The organism is Alloscardovia sp. HMSC034E08, from assembly GCF_001813415.1.
GTDB lineage: Bacteria > Actinomycetota > Actinomycetes > Actinomycetales > Bifidobacteriaceae > Alloscardovia > Alloscardovia omnicolens.
Window position 1 is genome coordinate 15403 of record NZ_KV812463.1, and the last position, 21295, is coordinate 36697.

18 protein-coding genes are annotated in these 21295 nt (G+C 46.2%); 12 read left to right on the forward strand and 6 right to left on the reverse strand.

Translation table 11 applies throughout. The features are described from left to right. Positions 1 to 56: 56 nt before the first annotated feature. Positions 57 to 2450: an anaerobic ribonucleoside-triphosphate reductase gene (gene nrdD, locus HMPREF2909_RS00885; protein ID WP_071414895.1), complete on the reverse strand. Its 2394-nt coding sequence runs from the start codon at positions 2448 to 2450 to the stop codon at positions 57 to 59. A 925-nt stretch (positions 2451 to 3375) separates the two neighbouring features. On the opposite strand from nrdD, the gene HMPREF2909_RS09120 reads away from it, so the two are divergent. From HMPREF2909_RS09120 to HMPREF2909_RS00910, 6 genes are all read left to right on the forward strand, one after another. Then, entirely contained in the window at positions 3376 to 3540 is a 165-nt protein-coding gene (locus tag HMPREF2909_RS09120) for a hypothetical protein (RefSeq protein WP_155640489.1), read from the forward strand. A gap of 298 nt (positions 3541 to 3838) precedes the next feature. Then, the gene (lysS, locus tag HMPREF2909_RS00890; protein ID WP_373604527.1) at positions 3839 to 5545 is read left to right on the forward strand and encodes a lysine--tRNA ligase; all 1707 of its coding nucleotides are present in this window, start codon (positions 3839 to 3841) and stop codon (positions 5543 to 5545) included. Positions 5546 to 5616: 71 nt separating this feature from the next. Continuing rightward, a complete protein-coding gene (locus HMPREF2909_RS00895; protein ID WP_148130764.1) occupies positions 5617 to 6573 on the forward strand; it encodes a prenyltransferase in 957 nt (318 codons plus the stop codon). Positions 6574 to 6600: 27 nt separating this feature from the next. Beyond that, on the forward strand, positions 6601 to 7338 hold the full coding sequence (locus HMPREF2909_RS00900; RefSeq protein ID WP_021617624.1) for a phosphoglyceromutase: 738 nt from the start codon (positions 6601 to 6603) through the stop codon (positions 7336 to 7338). Positions 7339 to 7591: 253 nt separating this feature from the next. Beyond that, on the forward strand, positions 7592 to 8071 hold the full coding sequence (locus HMPREF2909_RS00905) for a hypothetical protein (protein ID WP_071414884.1): 480 nt from the start codon (positions 7592 to 7594) through the stop codon (positions 8069 to 8071). Between the two features lie 129 nt (positions 8072 to 8200). Then, the gene (locus HMPREF2909_RS00910) at positions 8201 to 9886 is read left to right on the forward strand and encodes a DEAD/DEAH box helicase (protein ID WP_049187657.1); all 1686 of its coding nucleotides are present in this window, start codon (positions 8201 to 8203) and stop codon (positions 9884 to 9886) included. 50 nt (positions 9887 to 9936) lie between these two features. On the opposite strand, the gene phoU is transcribed toward HMPREF2909_RS00910, so the two are convergent. Further along, entirely contained in the window at positions 9937 to 10623 is a 687-nt protein-coding gene (gene phoU, locus HMPREF2909_RS00915; protein ID WP_071414885.1) for a phosphate signaling complex protein PhoU, read from the reverse strand. Positions 10624 to 10761: 138 nt separating this feature from the next. Between phoU and HMPREF2909_RS00920 the strand changes: the two genes are divergently transcribed. After that, positions 10762 to 12024, forward strand: coding sequence for a sensor histidine kinase (locus HMPREF2909_RS00920; RefSeq protein WP_148130765.1), 1263 nt, complete (start codon positions 10762 to 10764; stop codon positions 12022 to 12024). 6 nt (positions 12025 to 12030) lie between these two features. Here the strand turns inward: HMPREF2909_RS00920 and HMPREF2909_RS00925 are convergent, their stop codons facing one another. After that, a complete protein-coding gene (locus HMPREF2909_RS00925) occupies positions 12031 to 12294 on the reverse strand; it encodes a hypothetical protein (RefSeq protein WP_071414886.1) in 264 nt (87 codons plus the stop codon). A gap of 41 nt (positions 12295 to 12335) precedes the next feature. Next, positions 12336 to 13499 carry a phosphoserine transaminase gene (gene serC / locus HMPREF2909_RS00930; RefSeq protein ID WP_071414887.1) on the reverse strand — a complete coding sequence of 388 codons (1164 nt, stop codon included), beginning with the start codon at positions 13497 to 13499 and terminating at the stop codon, positions 12336 to 12338. A 307-nt stretch (positions 13500 to 13806) separates the two neighbouring features. On the opposite strand from serC, the gene HMPREF2909_RS00935 reads away from it, so the two are divergent. Beyond that, the gene (locus HMPREF2909_RS00935) at positions 13807 to 14667 is read left to right on the forward strand and encodes a CHAP domain-containing protein (RefSeq protein ID WP_071414888.1); all 861 of its coding nucleotides are present in this window, start codon (positions 13807 to 13809) and stop codon (positions 14665 to 14667) included. A gap of 497 nt (positions 14668 to 15164) precedes the next feature. Beyond that, complete coding sequence (locus HMPREF2909_RS00940) at positions 15165 to 16175, forward strand: universal stress protein (RefSeq protein ID WP_071414889.1); 1011 nt, start codon at positions 15165 to 15167, stop codon at positions 16173 to 16175. A gap of 526 nt (positions 16176 to 16701) precedes the next feature. On the opposite strand, the gene HMPREF2909_RS00945 is transcribed toward HMPREF2909_RS00940, so the two are convergent. Next, entirely contained in the window at positions 16702 to 17121 is a 420-nt protein-coding gene (locus tag HMPREF2909_RS00945; protein ID WP_148130766.1) for an OsmC family protein, read from the reverse strand. A 259-nt stretch (positions 17122 to 17380) separates the two neighbouring features. Here HMPREF2909_RS00945 and HMPREF2909_RS00950 point away from each other — a divergent pair, with 259 nt between their 5' ends. From HMPREF2909_RS00950 to HMPREF2909_RS00960, 3 genes are all read left to right on the forward strand, one after another. Further along, positions 17381 to 18253, forward strand: a complete 873-nt coding sequence (locus tag HMPREF2909_RS00950; RefSeq protein WP_071414891.1) for a thymidylate synthase — start codon at positions 17381 to 17383, stop codon at positions 18251 to 18253. Positions 18254 to 18415: 162 nt separating this feature from the next. Next, complete coding sequence (locus HMPREF2909_RS00955) at positions 18416 to 19114, forward strand: dihydrofolate reductase (protein WP_071414892.1); 699 nt, start codon at positions 18416 to 18418, stop codon at positions 19112 to 19114. Between the two features lie 30 nt (positions 19115 to 19144). Next, on the forward strand, positions 19145 to 19645 hold the full coding sequence (locus HMPREF2909_RS00960) for a low molecular weight protein-tyrosine-phosphatase (RefSeq protein WP_071414893.1): 501 nt from the start codon (positions 19145 to 19147) through the stop codon (positions 19643 to 19645). A 74-nt stretch (positions 19646 to 19719) separates the two neighbouring features. Here the strand turns inward: HMPREF2909_RS00960 and HMPREF2909_RS00965 are convergent, their stop codons facing one another. Next, entirely contained in the window at positions 19720 to 20874 is a 1155-nt protein-coding gene (locus tag HMPREF2909_RS00965; RefSeq protein WP_071414894.1) for a substrate-binding domain-containing protein, read from the reverse strand. Positions 20875 to 21295: the final 421 nt, after the last annotated feature.

Here is a 21295-nt window from a genome sequence, read left to right on the forward strand (position 1 = left end):
GTTCGCTCGACCTGACGTGTGCAATCGAGCAAACCCTTGCAAGTGGTTAAAACATATTACTCTGCATCATCCCACCATTGACGCACAGTGCCATCTTTTAACGTAACATGACCGGTTTCACCTGCCATGTGCTTCACACGATGAGAGATTTCTTCATGACGGCCGTGAGCCATAGGGCGCTGCACTGGGTTACCTAAATAACCGCAGGTGCGCTTGGTGACGTTGCACTTGTTTGGATCATTATTGCCGCACTCTGGGCACTTAAATCCTGTGTCAGTCGGTTCAAAGTCCCCCTCAAAACCGCATTCGAAGCAGTGATCAATCGGAGTATTCGTTCCCAAATAGCCAATACCAATGTTATGAGCATAATCCCATACAGCTTCCAAAGCCTTTGGATTGGATTGCAAGCTTGGGAACTCGCAGTAGTTAATAAAGCCACCGTTTGCCAAGTATGGGAAGTCGCGCTCATATGAGAGCTTTTCCATAGGAGTTGGGCGCAACCATACTGGGTAGTGGAAGGAGTTGGTGTAGAAATCATGGTCAGTAACGCCATCAATCACACCAAACTGTTCCTTATCTAAGCGAGCGAAACGGTCAGTCAAAGACTCTGCAGGCGTGGAATAAACGGAGTAATGGTATCCCTCAGCGCTATCCCAATCAACACATAAATCATGCATACGCTGCACAATCTCCAAAGCAAACTTCTTACCGTTCTCATCCCAGCTGTGATCTTGCATCCAATCTTTGCCGTAGAACATAGCTACAGTCTCATACAAACCAATATATCCGAGTGAAATAGTAGCGCGAGAACGGTTAAAGAGCTGATCTACGTTATCCCCTGGCTGCAGGCGACCAAAAGCGCCATACTGGAAGAGGGTAGGAGCGTTAATTGGAGTAGCTTCCTTACAGCGCTTAATGCGGAACTGCAAGGCTTCGTGCGCAATTTGCATACGCTGATCAAACAGCTTCCAGAAACGCTTCTTGTCACCGTGAGATTCCAAAGCAATACGAGGAATATTCACGGTAACTACGCCCAAATTCAAGCGAGAATCTTCTACATCTTCACCTGTATCCGGATCAATCCAACCGTTCAGGAAAGAACGGCAACCCATAGGCGCTTTAAAGGAGCCAGTAATCTTCACGATGTTCTCGTAGAAAACAACATCCGGATACATGCGCTTAGTAGCACACTCCAAAGCCAACTGCTTCAAATCGTAATTTGGCTCGCCTTCCTTAGCATTTACGCCGTTCTTCACAGTAAATACAAGCTTAGGGAAAATAGCAGTGTGACGATCCTTACCCAAACCGCGAATGCGGACGAGCAAAATAGCGCGCTGGATTTCGCGAGCAAACCAATCTTGACCCAAACCAAAACCAACAGTAACAAAAGGAGTCTGACCATTGCTAATACGGTTGGAATTAATCTGATACTCCATGGTTTGCATAGCATCGTAAATATTCTTGCGCGTTAAAATCTTTGCATACACTTCGCGAATCTGCTCAAGCTCATCAACGTCATGATGGAAGGGCTCATCCATAGGCAAAGCATCACGATTTTCAAAGTGCAACCAATCAGCTTCGCGATCCTTAAAAGCAGCAATAGCGCGCTGGGCAACATCAATAGGCTCACCATCAGGGAAAACAGTGCGAGCCATCTCCATATTCTTCGCAAAATCAAGCTGAGCGTAAGTAGCCAACATCTCATCAGCGCGGTTCACCGTCTGACCGCCATACTGAGAGCCAGCAATATCCTTAATAATCTGCGTAATCTGGGTAGCGGCGGTGCCAATAGATTTAGGCGAATCCATCATGGCATTACCCAACACGAAACCATTGGCAAGCATATTGCCAAAATCAGGCAAAGAGCAGTTGGTCATTGGGGTAAATGGGCTGTAATCCGCATCATGAAAATGAATATCGCCCTTAATATGAGCATTAGCAACCTCAGAAGGAAGCATACTCATCGCGCTCGCCTTAGATACAGCACCTGCTAATAAATCGCGCTGAGTAGCGTAGACGTTGGAATCCTTATTAGCATTTTCTCGCATAATCGTTTCATCGCGATTAATGAATTTCTTAATAGCTTCGTTCACATCGCTTGCCTTAGCGCGCGCAATATCTTTATTTAAGCGCCATGACGTATAAGCCTGAGCAATCTCGTACAAATGATTATTAATAAGAGTGTGCTCCACAGCATTTTGAATATCGTCAATGCGAACATTGCCTGTATAACGACCAGCAATAGTGCTTTCTACAGTGGTTGTCATGTCTTCAATAAGACGAGAATTGCGAGAATCTAAATCTTCTCCTACCGCATGAAAGGCCGCTTCGATGGCGTGAATAATATTCATGCGATCGAAAAGAACTACTCGACCGTCGCGCTTTTCTACCTTGATATCGTTGATAGAAATGTTAATGTCTTCAAGCATGGACGCTGTCGATGCAGTCATCATGAGCCTTCCTTTGTAAGCAGATATACGGTATGTGGTTCGTATTCAGTTGGCTTTGCTCCAGCTGGTTATAGCAAGATGTAAAGCTGCGATATGCTCTTGGCTTTGTGTGTTTCTGATGACAGCGTGCAAAGCTACACAGTGCGCGAAGCGTATGCATGATGTCTATGAACAGAAGCGATAGAGCGAAAGCGTTATCGTTTTGTGCTGAACACTGGAAGGTAATCATATGCCATGAGCGGGACTAAATACAACTAAATAAAGTGTGGATAATTATACACAACCACTATATATAGTGGTTTTTGGTCTTGTGGATAAAAGTGGATAACTTGATATTTTGGCATGATTTCGTGCGAATGTGTGGGGATAATTTTGTGCATAATGTGATGTGGCACACTAAATAGCGCGCGTGTAATTTGATGAAGAAAATGTGTGGGCGTGTCGTTTGGGTTTGAGGCTATCGAATTTTTTTCACGCCGTGATTGCGTTGCTGTTTTGAAGAGTTGCATTCTGGCTGAGTGCAACTGTATTTGCTTAATTTTGCGCTTTGTGGTGCAAAACTTGATCTAAAATGCTATTTATTTTTCTTTTGCTCTTTGCGTGGTTTATTGCTTTTTCAGAGTGTTGTCAATAGTTTGACGATGTAAAGGGTGTACTAAAGGAATATTTTGCTACTCCGTCCTTTCTCTTGTCTTCGCGAGAAAGAAACATGTTGATATATACAAGTAAACAAGTATAGAAGTTAGATGTATGTTATGAAGAAAAGTTATAACGTAGCAGATTTACATAGAAAACTTGCTGATTAAGCTTTCTGCATGGAGGAACTGTTCAGATGAATGCATGCCAGATATTGTGCATAAAAAGTGGCATAACAGGTGCATGAATCGGTTAAGTGAAATTTATTTATTACTTCTTCAGTTTTTGTGTGGCAAGCTTTACGCTTCGTGAGCAACGTGAAGGCTACAACCCTGAGAGTGCTTCTGCACACAGTATGATTGTTGTGAGTTTTATGCGCAAGCAGATAGGTAAAAGATACGGCCTGCTTGAGCCGTATTGTGAGGTCAAGTCACGTTCTAAGCTTCACGCTTGAACTCGAACGTAAAGAACAAAACAGAAAACAGGTCTTATGAGCGTTCATACATGTGGTGACCTTTACGCTAGAGTTCAAATGTAAAGCCTGCCACACAATCAGTACTTTGTCCTGAAGAATATGGCTATAAAGATTAGGATCAAACACACGATACAGCAAAATGAAACGATAGCACTGTGCCATGTGCGAGTAAGTATGCCAAAACCTCCGCACGCCATCGTGTACAACTCTTTTAGTACCCTTAAGACTATTGAAATATGGAATTCCAAACGTTAAGTGTATGGGAAAAATGTCTGATTTGATTGAAGAAAACGCTGCACAGAGTGCACAGAGCGTGCAAGCCGAAACCGCCGAGATCGCCGAAACCGCGGAACAAACCCAGCAGAGCCATGAGCTGAGCACTGTCGAGCGCGCAGAATTATTAATGGAACAGGACGAGGCGATTGCCGAGCATATCAATAACGATGCCTCATTAGACGAAGCTATCGATCCGTCTAATTCTCAGTTTGGTCCTCATGCTCATCCTGAGCAGGTGCAAATGCGTGTGGCTAAGCGCGCGCTCATGCTTAAGAATGGCGCGAATCCTTATCCAGCAGAACTGCCTATTACTCACACCATTGAGGATATTCGTAAGAACTACGATGGCAAATTAGAAGCTGGCGAAGAAACGGATGACGTTGTTGCTTTGGCTGGTCGAGTCATTTTCTTGCGTAACGGCGGTGGCTTGTGCTTCGTTCAGTTGGCAGCCGGCAACGGCACTCCAATCCAAGGTATGCTCTCTAAGAAGGAAGTGGGAGCAGATAGCCTCAAGGAGTTTAAGCAGCTTGTTGATTTGGGCGATCACCTCTTTATTAAAGGTCGTGTTATCGCTTCGAAGACCGGCGAGCTGTCTATTTTCGCCAGCGAATGGCAGATTGCTAGCAAGTCTTTACGTCCTCTTCCAGCTCTGCATAAGGATTTGAACGAGGAACAGCGCACACGTAAGCCATATTTGGGCATGATTGTAGATGATAAGATGCGCACGATGGTACGTAATCGAGCATCAGTTGTTGCATCTTTGCGCCGTAACTTCGATCAGCGCGGATACATGGAGGCTGAAACGCCAATGCTTCAGGCTATCCGTGGTGGTGCAGCAGCTCGTCCATTTACCACGCATATTAACGCTTTCGATATGGATTTGTTCTTGCGTATTGCTCCAGAACTCTTCCTGAAGCGCATGCTGGTAGGCGGCATTGACCGTGTCTTTGAAATTAACCGCGCTTTCCGTAACGAAGGTGCAGACGGAACTCACGCTCCAGAGTTCACCACTTTGGAAGCCTACGAAGCGTACGGCACCTACGACACGATGGCAGAACTGACTCAGTCTCTCGTGCAGCAAGCTGCTATTGATACCTTCGGTTCTACAGTTGTCACTTTGGCTGACGGCAGCGAATATGATTTGGGGGGGCAGTGGCGCCAACTCGATATTTACGAGTCTCTGTCTGAGAAGCTTGGTGAAGAAATTACCCCAGAAACGACTGTAGAAACTCTCGGTGCGTTCGCTGATAAGTTGGGTGTTGAGCGTGAAGATGTAGAAAATCACGGTAAGCTTGTGGAAAATCTGTGGGAGCACTTCTACACAGAAGACCCTCATCAGCTGTGGGAACCAACCTTCGTGCGCGATTTCCCTGTAGAAACTTCGCCGCTGACCAAGTCTCATCGTTCGAAGCCAGGTCAAGTGGAGAAGTGGGATTTGTATGTGCGCGGTTTTGAGCTGGGAACTGCATATTCCGAGCTCAACGATCCAGTTGTTCAGCGTGAGCGTTTCGTTGCTCAGGCAAAGATGGCTTTAGCCGGTGATGATGAAGCTATGGATATTGATGAAGACTTCCTTGAAGCACTGGGCTTGGGTATGCCTCCTGCCGGCGGTATGGGTATGGGTATTGACCGTCTGTTGATTGCTATGACGGGCGCAACTATCCGTGAAACCATTACCTTCCCTCTCGTTAAGCCTTTAAATAGCTAGTTCATGATTATATGGTGTGAGTAATTCTCGCACCATATTTTTATGTACGCCACGAAGTTTAAGGAGCTCAAGTGTGCGAAAAAGTTCGGATGATTATTGCCGGATCTCGACCGCGCACATGGGCTCTTTCTGTCTGCCCCGTAATTATTGCTGGGTTAAGCGCATACTTAGATCGAGACCATTACGGGCAGTTACCACGAGTTATCTTTTATAAAGACCTCGTGCTGCTCGGTCTTGCTGTTTTAGTGGCACTGAGTCTGCAAATATGCGCGAACTTTGTTAATGATTATCTCGATGGTGTGCAAGGTGTAGATACATCGCGTGCTGCTGATGCGCCGCAGCGTTTAAATGCACTTCCTTGTGGAGCGCATATCTCGCATTCTTGTGCATGGATCACTGCGATTATTGGCATTATTGCCGGTTGTGCGGCTGTGTGGATAAGTCAGGATTATTGGCTTCTTGGGGTAGGAGCTGTGTGCGTAGCGGCTGCGTGGGGATATTCCAGTTTTTTGAGCGCTCGCGGTTTTGGAGAGCTTCTTGCGTTCGTATTTTTTGGACCAGTACTCGTTTTTTCTGTCAGCGTTATGCTAACCGAGCGTATAGGAGCGTACAGTATTGCCGCAAGTATTCAATGCGGCTTAGTCAGCGCTCTCGTCATGCTTATCAATAATATGCGTGACCGCGTAAGCGATAAAAAAGTTCATAAAAATACTATCGTTGTGCGCTGGGGTATAGATAAAACGGTACAGGGCGCTCATCTATGCGTGTTTATTGTATGGGCGGTAAACATTATGTATGCGCTTTCTCTATATCATATTATGGGCACGCAATTAATCAGTGATTTAGGAGTCCTGTATCTTCTGACGGCTGCTGCAGTTATTACTGTAAGTTGGAAGGCCTTACGATGCGTGCGGATTGCAGTATACGAGCAGCAGTATTATCGCGGTGCTTTTATCTTTATGAATCGGCTGATGCTTGTTCTGGCAGCAAATTATCTGCTTATGTTTATTCTTTTGATGGCTTCCTAGTCGTCAACGCGCTCTAAACTATAAAGCATGACTTACAAGTTAGTATTGCTCCGTCACGGACAGAGCGCATGGAATAAGACAAACCAGTTCACCGGTTGGGTAGATGTACCTTTGACCGAACAGGGCGTTGAAGAAGCAAAGCGAGGAGGCGAGCTTCTCAAGGAGAAGAACGTACTTCCAGACATCGTTTTCACTTCTCTTCTTCGTCGTGCCATTAACACTGCAAATATTGCTTTGGATTCCGCAGACCGTTTGTGGATTCCAGTAGAGCGCAACTGGCGTTTGAATGAGCGTCACTACGGTGCTTTGCAGGGTAAGAACAAGTCTGAAATTCGTCAGGAATACGGTGACGAAAAGTTCATGATTTGGCGTCGTTCTTACGCAACACCACCACCAGAGATTGATCCAAACGATCAGTACTCTCAGAACGGTGACCCACGCTATACTGGTGCAGACGTTCCAGAAACTGAAGCTTTGGCAAATGTGGTAACTCGCGTAACCCCTTACTGGGAAGAAACAATCAAGCCTCAGCTTGCTGCAGGTAAGACAGTTCTTATCGCAGCACACGGCAACTCTTTGCGCGCAATCGTAAAGATGCTCGACGGCTTGAGCGAGGACGAAATTGCACAGGTTAACATTCCTACTGCAATCCCACTGCTCTACGAATTGGATGAGAACTTTAAGCCAATCAAGCCACGCGGTGAATACCTCGATCCTGAAGCAGCAGCAGCAGGTGCAGCAGCTGTAGCGAACCAGGGTAAGTAAGAGTTAAACTCTTCTTCAATCGCCTCTGAGAAATCAGAGGCGATTTTGTTTTTATGGGAGGAAATGTGCAGGAGTATGAGGTGGCGTATTTCTACTAGGCAGGGTGAGTAGTGTTGAAGGCACTTTTCACACGAAAAGCCAATGAAAACACCGCTGCAACGGCGCGCATTATGCATTACAGAGTTGAGGGGATTGTTTGAGGGGATTGCCATGTTCAATAAAAGAATAATAACGAGCATTTTTACTATAATTTGTGCTGTATTTTACTCTTCTGTCTATTGCCGGGGTTACATTGGCTGCATTTTCAGCTATTCAAGATGAATTTTCACAATTCCCTGAGTATGAGTGGATTCACATTCCAATCCTATGTCTCACTGCGCTCATCCCTATCCCTCTGTCTGCATGGGTAATCTATACAGCTTGGTGTTTTAGTGCCTGGTATAAGAAACTCAGCCTCACTCGGCTCAATACCTATCTGCGTGTGAGTTTTTGGCTTGCTATTGCGCAGGCAGTAGTTGGATTTGCTTTACCTTTTACGGTTTCGCATTTTCTTCATGGGGGGGGTAATCCTGCCATGGTTATTGCATGGGTTGCGATGACTACAGTTCCTCTGTTTATTGCATGTCTTATTGCTCAAACGAGAAGACTTTTACCTATCGCAGATACCTATCGCAGAAAAGTAAAGACATACAGTCATACTGATAGTCTTAGAACTACGAAAGAATGCTCGTAGACTTTACTGAATATCCCACTGAATATCTCAGAATCAGGAACGCTACAGTATAGCGTTCCTTTTTATTGTCCAGAAACACTCCATCAGCAGGCGTAATGCGATATTCGCGTCTGCTCAGAAAGAACATACATGAAATTTGAAGAATTAGGTCTAAGCTCTCACATGCTCCGCGCCGTGAGCGATATGGGTTTTGAAGAAGCTTCACCTATTCAGGAAGCCGCCATTCCGGTTATTTTGCGCGGTCACGATATTATTGGTCAGTCACAAACAGGTTCGGGTAAAACCGCGTCCTTTGGAATCCCGGTTCTTGAAAAAGTCAATGCTTCTGTGCGCAGTGCGCAGGTGCTGGTGCTGTCTCCTACGCGCGAACTGGTCATTCAGTCTGCTCAAGAGTTGCATCATCTTTCGAAATATATGCATGGTGTGCGCATTTTGCCGGTCTATGGTGGGGCAGATATGGCTCGCCAAATTCGTGGTCTTAAGGAAGGCGTGCAGATTATTATTGGCACTCCTGGTCGCGTGATGGATCACTTGCGTCGCGGAACCATTGAAACGCAAGGCATTCATACCGTTGTTTTAGATGAAGCTGATGAAATGCTTAACATGGGTTTCCGCGAAGACATCGAAACGATTTTGGATCAGATGCCTGAAGAGAACCGTCAGGTTATTCTCTTTTCTGCAACTATGCCACAAGCAATTATGGATATTGCGCAGAAATATCAGCATGATGCTCAGCATGTGCAGGTTGCTCAAACAGAGCTGACTGTTCCTCAAATCGATCAGTATTATTACGATGTGCGTCGCAAAGATAAAACCGACGTTTTAACGCGGTTACTTGATTTTTATTCCCCTAAATTATCGCTTGTTTTTTGTAATACGAAAGCAATGGTCGATACTTTAGCTGAGCAGTTACAGGTGCGCGGTTACGTGGCTGAGGGTTTGCATGGCGATATGAAGCAGTCTGCGCGAGACCGTGTGATGAAAAAGTTCCGTACAGGAACAACAGAAATTTTGATTGCTACCGACGTTGCTGCTCGAGGTATTGACGTTGATGATGTAGAAGCTGTTTTTAACTACGATATTCCTCGCGAAGCTGAGTATTACGTGCATCGCATCGGTCGTACGGGTCGCGCGGGACGAGCAGGCCGCGCTTTCAGTTTTGTGCGCGGTAAAGAAGTATATCGTTTGCGAGATATTCAAAAGTACTGCAAAACGAAAATCATATCGCAGCATATCCCAACCATAGCTGATGTTAACGCTATTAAAACTGAAAAAATCATGGATGATATCGCACGCATTATTGAGAACGATAATCTTCACGACATGATTGATGTTATTGATAATCAAGTTAATACTTCTGATTACACGGCTATGGATATTGCTGCTGCTTTCTTAAAGTTAGCGCTTGATGCAACGGGAGATAACGGAGAGACCGCGCGCGAACAGACAGACGATGAAGTTATGCCGTGGGATGACGATAAACGTTCTGGCAAGAAAAAGCACAAGGAATATAAAGAGCGTAAAAACCGTAAAGACCGTAAACTTCACCTCGTTAATGAAGAGGTTGAAGAAGGTATGGTGCGTTTTAAGATAAGCCTTGGCAAGAAGCATGGTATTCGTCCAAACGATATTGTGCGCATTATTTCGAGCGAAGCGCATATCCCTGGAAAAGTTATTGGCGCTATCGGGCTGAAAGATTCGGTTAGCTACGTAGAGTTACCAACTGATTTGTCGTCAACAGTACTGAAATCGCTGAAAAAAGCTAAGTTCAAAGATAAAAAGTTGGGATTAGAACTCGCGTATAAAAAGAAGTAAAGAAGCAAGGGCGCAACACATGATGTTGCGCCCTTGTTCCTTAATCAGTTTTAATCGCCATCAGTATCGACGCCAATATAGTGGGACGGATCCTTTGTTGGATCAAAACCAGAGACCATATAGATCAAGCGGCGGCCAACAGACACCGAGTGATCTCCAATGCGCTCGTAATAGCGGCTGAGCAAAACAGTATCAATCGTCTGCTCAACAGTTGCGTTCCACGCATCCGAGCGAGCAATGGCATACACAGATTCAAAAAGCTTATCCATCTCATCATCGCTCATAATGAGCTTTTGTGTGGCAACTTCATCATGCGTATCCATTAAATCAACCAAAGTCTGTGTGGTGCGCTGGGCAAAAGCCTGCATTTTCACAAAAATATCCATGACTTGAGGAGCCAGAGGAGACTCAGGATACGTGCTTCGCGCCGTTTCGGCAATATGGCGAGCTAAATCGCCCATGCGTTCCAGCAGGGAAGCGATGCTCATAGTAGACACAACCACACGCAAATCAGCGGCAACGGGGCTTTGCTTGGCGAGCAAAATAACGCACTGATTGTTAATCGAAGCCTCCAAAGCGTCAATACGAGCGTCGCCATCAATCACGTCTTGAGCCACTTCAATATTGTTGTTAAACAATGCCTCACCAGCTCGTTCTACCGCCTTATGCACGGCAATAGTCATGGTAGTTAAATCTGTAGCGACTTGATGCAGTTCTTCATTGAAAAGTGCGCGCATGGCAGCTCCCTTACACATGGCTTGTGGTGTAGCGTTTACTGTGTCTTATTTTAGAGTATGCCCGTGTCTTTTGAGGTGTCGCGTGCTGCATTTTCGATGGCGCAAATGTTTCGGCTCAGCATATGCCACAATAGAGATATGAGTTTTGATGTAACGTCCATAGTCGTACTGCTTATTTTTATTGTGATGGCTGTGATTTGCGTGGGATGGCTGTTCTCCCTAGCGTGGAGATGGCTGTCTCCGCTTGTGGTGGATAGTAAGGGCTTCTGGCATACTTTGCGCTCACTGGGATGGCGTGTGAAGTATGTGCGGCGTAGACGTTTGCGCCGTCGCATTAACCATTCCATCGACGATGATGACGACGACGATGACGATGATGACGACGAACTCGATTCCATGACTATTCGCGTGCTTTCAGCCATGGATACAGCCACTATTGTGGTCGATGGTGATGATGAAGTGGAGCGTGCTTCGTCTTCAACATATCGCTGGGGAATCGTTCACAATGATGAAATTGTGAACAAAGAAATTCTGCAAGCTATTCACGATATTCGTGCTGGAGCAAGAACGAAAAAATTCAATGTTGTGACGCATACAGCAGACGATCTTGTGCATGAAGATGAAGCGTCAGTTCCCGTTACGCGACCTCACTGGCTGGCTGTTACTGTCAGCGCTATTAGTGAGCACTATATTGTTGTTTTTATTACGAATAACAGTGAAGCAAAACGTTTCGCCCAAACCCGCGATGATTTTATTGAAAACGTTGCACAGCAATTAATCAATTCCACTGACGATATGCTTTCTATCGGCAAGCGATGGGAGTCAATGCCCGATGACACTGTGAATGCAGACGGTAAGGTTGTTTCTGCTCAAGCACGACACTTGCATAAGTTAGTTTCTGATCTTATGCTGCTCATGAAAGCTCAAGAAAGAGTGGAGCCAAGCGAAGAGAACTTGGTGAATTTGGGTGAGATTGTTCAGCACGAGCTTAACGCGATTACTCCAACGCGCGGTATTCAGCTGCATGCACGCATATCTGATTCTATTCGCGTTCATGCTAGCTCCGTACAAATTTGCGCTGCTGTGCGCAAACTCGTAGAAAATGCTATTCATTATTCCAAAGATAATGCTGCGGTCAGTGTTGTGGTAGATGTTGCGCAAGATCCGTCTTTTGCTGTTATTCGCGTTATTGATACCGGAAAGGGCGTTAGTAAGTCCGAGCAAACACGCATTTTTGAGCGTTTTTACCGCGGATCGACTGAGCCGTTTGACGATGATGACGCTGTTGGTTTAGGCTTAGCGATTGTTAAGCATGTTGCTTTGACGCATCACGGTACTGTAACTTTGTGGAGCGCTCCTGGGCAGGGAAGTACTTTTAACTTCTTTATTCCGCTGGCTTAAGGGTTTTTACTGCTGCATGAGGGCTAACAGTCGGTAGATATGACGATTATAGGTTTCCCAAATCATTGCAGCTACGCCAATTCCTAATCCCCACATGGTCAGAATAAACTCGTGATACAGTACTCCTTTCCATAAGAAAAGCGTGCCACATACGAGAGCAACACACAGCCACAGGGCAGTACCGACCATAAAAATAATATGGAGATCTACCTGCTCGGCCTGTGGCGTAGCTTTTCGATGTTCAGGATCGAAAATTGGTGTAATTTTCATAGTTCCTACTTTAAAACTGTTCGACGATCTCAGAGCGTGTCTTAACGGTTTGCCCGCATCTGTTCAACCACTGCATCTACGCAATGCGTCAACGCTTCTACATCATCCGTATCCACAGATGGGAAAACGCCAATGCGCAGTTGGTTGCGCCCCAGCCCGCGATACCCAGACACATCCACAATGCCGTTAGCCCGCAAAGCGCGCGTAATCTCACTTGCCGACAACTCCTCATCAATATCAATGGTGACCACCACAGTTGACCGTGCACCTTCATTCAACACAAATGGGGTAGCGTAATCGCTGGTCTCAGCCCATCGATACAACACGGAAGCAGAATGGGTGCAATGTTCCTGAGCCCAATCGAGACCACCCTGCTTAATTAGCCAATCAATCTGATTGTTCATAAGCAATAAGGTAGCCAAAGCTGGAGTATTTAGAGTTTGATGCTTGCGCGAATTAGCTACTGCCTTAGTGAAAGACAAGAATGGCGGAACCCACCGTCCTTCTTCCGGATGTTCAGCTGCACGCGCTTCAATTTTCTCAGCTCGCTCAATGGCAGCAGGCGACACAATAGCTACCCACAGACCTCCATCAGAGCCGAATCCCTTCTGAGGGGAGAAATAATACACGTCAATCTCACGCGGATCAATCACTGTTCCAGCAGCTGCAGATGTGCCATCTACGAGCATCAGCGCATCCGAGCGTGCCCCAGTAACGCGGTGAACAGGAGCTAGAACACCGGTTGATGTTTCGTTATGTGCCCACGCAAAAACATCAGCATCAGAAGCATCGCCGGTTGCCCTAGGCAGAGCGTACATGCCATAATTAGCCTTAAAAATAACTGGGGCGTCAATAAACGGAGCGTTTGCTACGCTCGCAGCAAACTTTGCGCTAAATGAGCCAAAAGAACCAAACGCAGCTTTTTTCTCAATCAAACATGCGCACGCCATATCCCAAAAAGCAGTAGCGCCACCGTTGCCCATAACTACTTCGTAATCAGCGGGAAGCTTGTAGAGGTTGCGAATACCGTTTTGAATAGACTCAACAACATCCTTAATCGGCTGCTGACGATGCGATGTGCCCATAAGCTGCGCGCCCTCTTGCGTGAGGTACTCAAGCTGAGCCTCGCGGATCTTGCTAGGGCCAGAGCCAAAACGACCGTCTGCAGGAAGCATGGTGATATCGAGAAGTGTTGTGTCAGTCATACTCACAATATACTCATAGCGCGGGGCAATGGGACGGGAGGGGGATGTTGGGAAGAGGCTTGGAGGGCGGGCTGGGGAGGTGAGAACGGGCAGGGGAGAGGCTGGGGAGGCGCGGCGCTTTGTTAGGCGCGGCGCAAGAAGTTTGTGAAACGATCCAACGGATGTAGAAACAGTTTTGTCTTTCCTAGCAAACAAAACTCCAGTTCGCACCACTTTCACTTTTTACGAAAATTTCTATCAGGGTTTTCCCCTAGGGTATGGCTTCTATTAGAATAGCCAAGGTTGACCATTTTAAGGAGTGATTTTTATGAAGCATGCAGCGCCTAAAGCGACCGTAAGCCACAAGCGCTCTGCTAAGCACAGTACTGCAAAGCATGCACATATCAACACTCCTGTTGCAACCGTTTCTTTGGAAGAGGCCGTTGTTCGTGAGGTTAACGCAATGCCTCGCACACGTCGTGAACGTCGTGCATATGCGCAGGCTCGCGCTCGCAAAAATCGCTTTACTACTTCCAGTGCTGTTACTCTTTTGCTCGGAACTATGGGAACTGCAGTAGCTTCTTCTGTTTTCGCAACAAATAGTAATCTTTTTGAGCGTACTGTTGCAGTTGCTGCTGAAGCAGATCAAAATAACGGTTCTTCTGCTGTTAATGTTGCCAATACTTCAACAGTTTCTCGTTCTGAGGAACGTGACGCTAAAACACAGTTTTTGTCTGAAACTGCATCGGTTACCACATCTGACTTAACTCCATGGAATGTGGAAGATGGTGCTACCAGCATTGATGTGCAAAGCTTGGTGAAAGCTCCATCTCATGCCACTGGTGATTCTGGTAATGCTTATCCATTCTCCCAGTGCACATGGTGGGCTTATACTCGTCGTCATCAGCTGGGTCTGCCAGTTGGCTCCTACTTCGGTAACGGTGGACAGTGGGCAAACTCTGCTCGTGCTCTGGGTTACTCTGTGGATAATACTCCTCAGGTTGGCGATGTTATGGTATTCCTGCCAGGTCAGGAAGGTGCTGATCCAGTTTATGGTCACGTGGCCATTGTAGAGAAGATTAACGCTGACGGTTCTGTTGTTACTTCTGAAAGCGGTGCGGTAATGAACGGTAAGACGTACACGCGCACAATCTCTAATCCATCGCGCTTCCAGTTTATTCACGAGTAAAACTCGTTGGCATTATTCTGTACAAGATTACTTTATGTAAAACCTCTTAGATTCTTTTGATACAGATAAGCTCGTTTAATTTATAGTTTTTCCGTGACGATATTCGGATTTTGTGCAAGACTTTAGTATTTTGTTGCTCTTCGAACTTAGCGGGGTTTAGAGGCGAGTATTGCCTAGTAGGTTCTAGTTGCTAGTCACGCACCTTCAACCTCAAAACCCCGCTAAGTCCGAGAGCTGATATAGTTTCGGTGCACTACTTGCCATAAAAAGCGTAATAACCGTTCAAACCGCTCAACTGCAGTCGCGCGCAATAAGCATAGCGCATAAACGCGAGACCCATAAACCTCGCGCAATTAGCCCCCGCCCACCAGCCCCTCCCCCAAAAACAATAAACTCGCCGTCAATTGTTCATAACGCACCTCTTTATGAAACCCCGTGGCGCGCGTAAAAAATTCCGCGTTAGAATGGGTGTAGGAACGAACAAGGAGGTGTTCCCTATGTCACGCTATGAAAAGGCTATTTTAGTTGGCGTTGATGGATCGGATGCTGCTTATAAAGCGGTATGGTGGGCTGCTAACTATGCGCATCACGCAGGATTAACCTTACACATTGTATCTGCATATACGTTGCCAAGTTATTCCTCGGTATCTTTTGATAATACTTTTACTGCGCCAGGGGATGATGCAGCATCTCGTCGTGACGCTCAAGAAATTTTGAGCCGCGCTAAGGCGATTGCTACTAAGCAGGGCGTAGAAGTAACGACTTTGATTGTTACCGGCGAGCCATCGGCTGTGTTCATTGAACTGTCGCGCAACTATAACTTGGTTGTGATTGGAAACCGCGGCAAGGGTGGACTTGCTGAGCGCCTGCTTGGTACCACATCTTCGAGCTTGCCTGCATATGCTTACTGTCCAATTGTGGTTGTTCCTTATACCGATGATGAGGGCAATAAGGTTCACTTGAACAATCAGATTACGCATGTTGTGGTAAATTCTGATGAATCCAAGTGGGGAGTTAAGGCTCTGGAAATTGCCGCTGAGTTTGCACATTCTTGGGGTGCGCGATTGCAGGTTATTAGCGCTGTTCCTATGCTCGGCAGCCTCAGCGATGAAGACATGCAAAGCGTTAAAGATTCTTATACCGACGATTTGCACGCTCGATTGGCTCCGTTGCGCGCTAAGTATCCGCAGCTTGACGTTGCGGAGCAAGTAGCTGTGGGCGCTTCGGTTGATGCATTAGAAGCCGCTTTGCCGGACAACGATATTGTGGTGGTTGGTTCGCGTGGACGCGGCGGATTAACGGGCTTGCTTTTCGGCTCTGTGAGCCAGTCGCTCTTACAGCATTCAGATAAGCCGGTGTATGTTGTTCCTCGCCGATACGTTTTGGCTGAAGAGAACGAGATGCATGACGAGCCGCTTACCGATATTGGCGGCGTTGAGTCTGTTCAGGTAGAGCAGGCTGAGGTGAGCGAGCTTGAAAGCCTCGAACGGACAATTGATCCGCGTTGATAGTTTATTGCTCCTCTTGAGTTTATGCTCGAGAGGAGCTTTTGTATGCGTTGTCTGTTGTCATTTACATAGCTGAGCTTAGCCGTACCTGGTAAAGCTTTTGCCAGGTTTGATTTTGGTGCGGCACAGCATATTTTGTTTGGTTATTCTTGTGACAGACGAGGAGCTTGAGTGGTTCACGAAACATACTGTGGATAGCATTCCATGATTTACAAACGAATACTTCGGTTGCTATGAAAATGGACTCCAGCGTTGTTAGCGTTGCGCGCTCACAACTTCCACGCACCTGCAACCTAAAAACCTCACAGCCACCACTAAAATCCGATGAACCACATTTACTCATCTACACGTCGAGCTACCTACTGAGCTACCCACCACTTACACAAAATCCAGACACCCTCGGATACTTCATAAGCTAAGCCCCACCCGTCGCCCCACGCGCAAACTGCACAACAAAATCCCCCCCCCTGAACCAAGCAAAGCAGTTCGAAGGGGGGGGGAAAAAAATTAGAGCCTAAATAAAGCTTTAGTGGCGAATATCCACATCCATGCGAACAGGAGTTTCAATCTCGTAGGTGTGCTTCACTGTGCAACCCTTATCTACGTGACGGCGGATACGCTCAGCAAGCTTTTCAGCAGCAGCCTGATCCAGTCCTGCCTCCATAGCGTCAACCACAAGCTGTTCGTTGAAGTTTAAGTAACGATCATTTTCTGGATCATAAGTGCCGTCAACAACAATGCGTGCGCCCTTACCTTCACCAAGAGCGGACTCTACAGCAAACTGACTAGACAAAGCAGCACAACCTGCTAAAGCAAGTTTTGTTAAATCTCCAGGAGAGAACAAACCTTTATCGCTGCTGCGTCCGAACTTAATGTGTGCACCATCATCACTGAAAGCGTCCCACGAGCCGTCCTTGTTTCGCTCAACCCACAAGCGTGCCATAATATCTCCTCCGAAAATGTGTGTACTAATACATCTACTCTACAATGAATCCTCGGCTCTGTGCACAAAGTATCGCTAACAGATACTAAACGTATGCCAAACTCAGTAAACCTTCCGCAAATAATTAGCAAACGCAATCACAAAACATAATCACCAAACGCAATCATCAAATAAAATCACCAAACATAGTCTTACGCAAGATTTCTCTAAGAACGCAACAACCTGCAAGCGTGGCAAAGCGAAGCGTGCTAATCTCTAATCTATGGCACTAACACAGCAAGAGCTTGACGCAATCCGCGCTCGTATTCCGCAGCGTCCTCAAACAGATATTCCAATGCCGTACGAAGATACGGTGCGTGATATTTTACTCGATGGCGATTTAAAGTCAGACCGCACGGGAACAGGAACAGTGTCTGTTTTTGGTCGTCAAATGCGTTTTGATTTACGTGAGTCTTTCCCGCTGCTCACCACTAAACGTGTGTTTTTCAAGGGAATTGCTTACGAGTTGCTTTGGTTCCTCAAAGGATCAAGCAATATTAATTGGCTGCTTGAGCATAACGTGCATATTTGGGACGAGTGGGCTGATGAGAACGGCGATCTTGGTCCCGTTTATGGCGTGCAGTGGCGTAGTTGGCCAGCTCCAACCCAGGATGATCCGGAACATACCATCGATCAGATTACAAACGTGCTGAACCTACTCAAAACGAACCCTGATTCTCGTCGCATGATTGTTACTGCTTGGAATCCTGCGGAAGTAGAAGATATGGCTTTGCCGCCATGTCATTCGCTGTTCCAGTTCTACGTGTCAGAAGGTCGCTTGTCTTGCCAGCTGTACCAGCGCTCGGCAGATATGTTCTTGGGTGTGCCGTTTAACATCGCTTCATACGCTCTGCTCACGTTGATGATGGCTCAGCAGGCTGGCTTAGAACCTGGAGAATTTGTATGGACAGGCGGTGACTGCCATATTTACGATAATCATATGGAGCAGGTTCTCGAACAGCTTTCTCGCGAACCGTACCCATATCCTCAGCTTCAGCTGAAAAAAGCCGCCAGCTTAGAAGAGTATGATTACAGTGATTTTGTGATTGAGAACTACCAGTATCATCCGACGATTAAGGCGCCGGTAGCAGTATAGGGGTAGGAGAGTGAGCTCACTTCTTTAGGCTTTGCCTACTTGCTTTGTTACACTGTATCTCATATCTATTGCGCAGTGAGCCGTTGCGGTTGTGTGCTCCAAAAGCACATGTTTTACGGCTCTCGCGCGAAAGTGCTGCAGTAATTTAAGGAGACAAACGATATGGAGCACGATAGTAGTCGCAGTGGCTACCACCAACCTCAGCCCGCGTCGGCCGGGCATAACTTCCGCAGATTTTTGGAAGAAGCCGACGAGTGGAACGATGAAAACATTGATGATTCCATGGATTCCGCTCGACCTCATATAAAACTTATTTGGGCGCAAGCCTACGATCTTCAGGGAAAGCCAGGAGCTATTGGTTTCCAAGGCACTATGCCGTGGCATTTGCGTGAAGATATGAAGTATTTTAAGGAACGCACTATTTTGCATCCGGTGATTATGGGACGCAAAACATGGGAATCCTTGCCAGAGAGTTTTAGACCATTATCTAACCGCGATAATTACGTAGTTTCGAGTAATCCCTCTTTTGTAGCGCTTGGAGCTACGGTAGTGCAAAACTTGGAAACAGCTATAGAATTGGCAACTCAGCCCCCTATTCCTGATGACGGTGTGTGCCGAGACGAAGTATGGATTATCGGTGGTGCTCGCATGTATGAGCAGTCGCTAAATATTGCTGATGAAGTGTATATTACCGATATTGATTTAGCCGTTGAAGCTGATGCATACGCCCCGGATGTAGAAACAGGATGGCGTCATGGTGTGTGGAGCGAAGAGATTATTCAGGACTGGACCGCTCCCGCTGATTCGTCCAGTGCGATTAAAGGTTACCGTTTCCGCGTTCTTAAGCGCACGCAAGATTAAAAGAGCAAGACTACGAAGGAGAAAAACTTTATGTATACCATTATGACGGTGTGCACGGGCAATATTTGCCGTTCCCCTATGGCAGAAATTGTGTTACGTAAATACGTAGAAGATGCAGGTCTTGCTGACCGTGTGCAGGTTAAGTCCTCGGGTGTATCTTCTGAAGAGCATGGCAACCCTATTGATCGTCGTGCTCAGAAAGCTTTACGCGCTCGCGGATACGAGCTGCCTGCACATCATTTTGCGCATCGTATTTCTCGCGATGAAATTGAAGAAACTGACCTCTTTTTGCCTATGACATCTTCTCATAAGCAATCATTGCTGCGTCAGATCCCTCGTTCAGATTATTCTGAGGTACACATGTATCGCAGCTTTGATCCAGGTTTGCCGCATGTTACAGAATCCGAGGAATATCGTATTGATTTAGCTGATCCTTGGTATGGAGGATCGGAAGACTTCGAGATTGCTTTGGATCAGATTGAGCAAGCAGCTCCTTATATTGTTGATTGGGTTAGTCAGCAGTTGGACTAATACGCGCTGAAAATAAACGGGTGCCTGCTGTTCATGAGCAAGGCACCCGTTCTACGAAGAAGAAGTTGAAAGATTTAATTGACTAATTGGTCATAGCGCTCCTTACTAATAAAGCCCGTCTTGGCTACTACATCAAGATTTGATTTTGTTAAGGTAATCGGGTCAAGAAGGCTCGATTCCACATTTTTAGCACCGTTGTTCATTGCGCCGTTAATACTACTTGGCTTCTTGCCTTCAGCAATCTGCACAATCATGGCATAAACCGAATCTGCAAGCTCTGCAACATCCTTGAAAACGGTCATGCTTTGCAAGTCTTTGGCGATATTCGATACAGCGATTTCATTGGCATCTTGACCAGTAATGACTGGCCAGTTTTCAGTTCCAGGCTTCATATCAGGGCGCTTCGTTTCAATAGCGTTAATCACGCCCTGCGCTAGATCGTCGTTTGGCGTAAGTACTGCGTCGAGCTTTTCGTCATGTGCATAGCTGGAATCTAAGATTGATTCCATATCCTTTTGAGTTTGCTCTGTTTTCCAACTCATAACGGAAATAGCCTGCCACTGATCAATAGTGAAATTGCCGTCCACGCCGCCGCCATGCTTGGAGAGAGTCTTGAGCACGCCGCTCTTAAAGTAAGGCTGCAGTAAGTTCCATGCCCCCTTGAAGAAGTACTTGGCATTATTATCATCCGGAGAACCAGTAAAGACCTCTACGTTGAACGGGCCGGTTGCGCCCTTTTCTAGTCCAAGCTTGTCGATGATATATTTTGCCTGCAGTTCGCCAACTTTTTCCAGCTGGAAGGTTGCATAATAATCTACTGCTTGGGTGTTCATAATTAAGCGATCGTAGGCAATAACTTTCGCGCCGGCTTCGTGAGCTTTTTCTACTGCAGGGCCAACTGATGTGCCGTCCTTTGCTGCAACTACGATAATTTTGGCATTGTTGTTCACCATGTTTTCAATGTCTGCATTTTGCTGTGCTGGTTTATCGTCGGCATAGGAGAGGATGACTTTGTATCCTGCTTTTTCGAGTTTATCCTTGAGATTGCGACCGTCCTTGTTCCATCTTTCCATTGATTTCGTTGGCATAGAAATACCGATGGTTGCTCCTTTATCTAAGGCTTCGGAGTTGCCTGAACCACTCGCGCCACGAGATGATGAGCAGGCAGCCATTCCTAACACCATTGCTGAAGCAGCTATTGCGGCCAGTATTTTCTTTTTGATATTCATGTGTCTCCCTCAAGTTGTTGCAATTGTTTATTTATTCGGATGCTTTGTTTTGTTGGTAAGTTGCTCGAAGCTTCGCTGCTTCGAGAGGCTGTGTTTAGCTTGTGAATTTAATAATAGCACGGTTAGTTAAATGAATAAACTAACCAGGGGGTTGAATGCGAGAAGAACGGTTGAAAATAGTGTGATGTGGGTTACGAAAATATATCTTGGTTGTGGATGTGTCGGCGTGTCGCATTTTTTGGGGAGGGGGGGGTAAGGGTGTGAAAATGGTTGGTTTGTTTTAGTCTTAAGATGTGAAACGAAAAATTAAAAATAAACCGTACATTATTCATTCTATTGTGATTTTGCGTGGTTTGGTACGTTGAAAATGTTGTTGAGTCTTTGCTTTGATGTGGGCTGGTTTTTGTTCACGTTTTTGTTG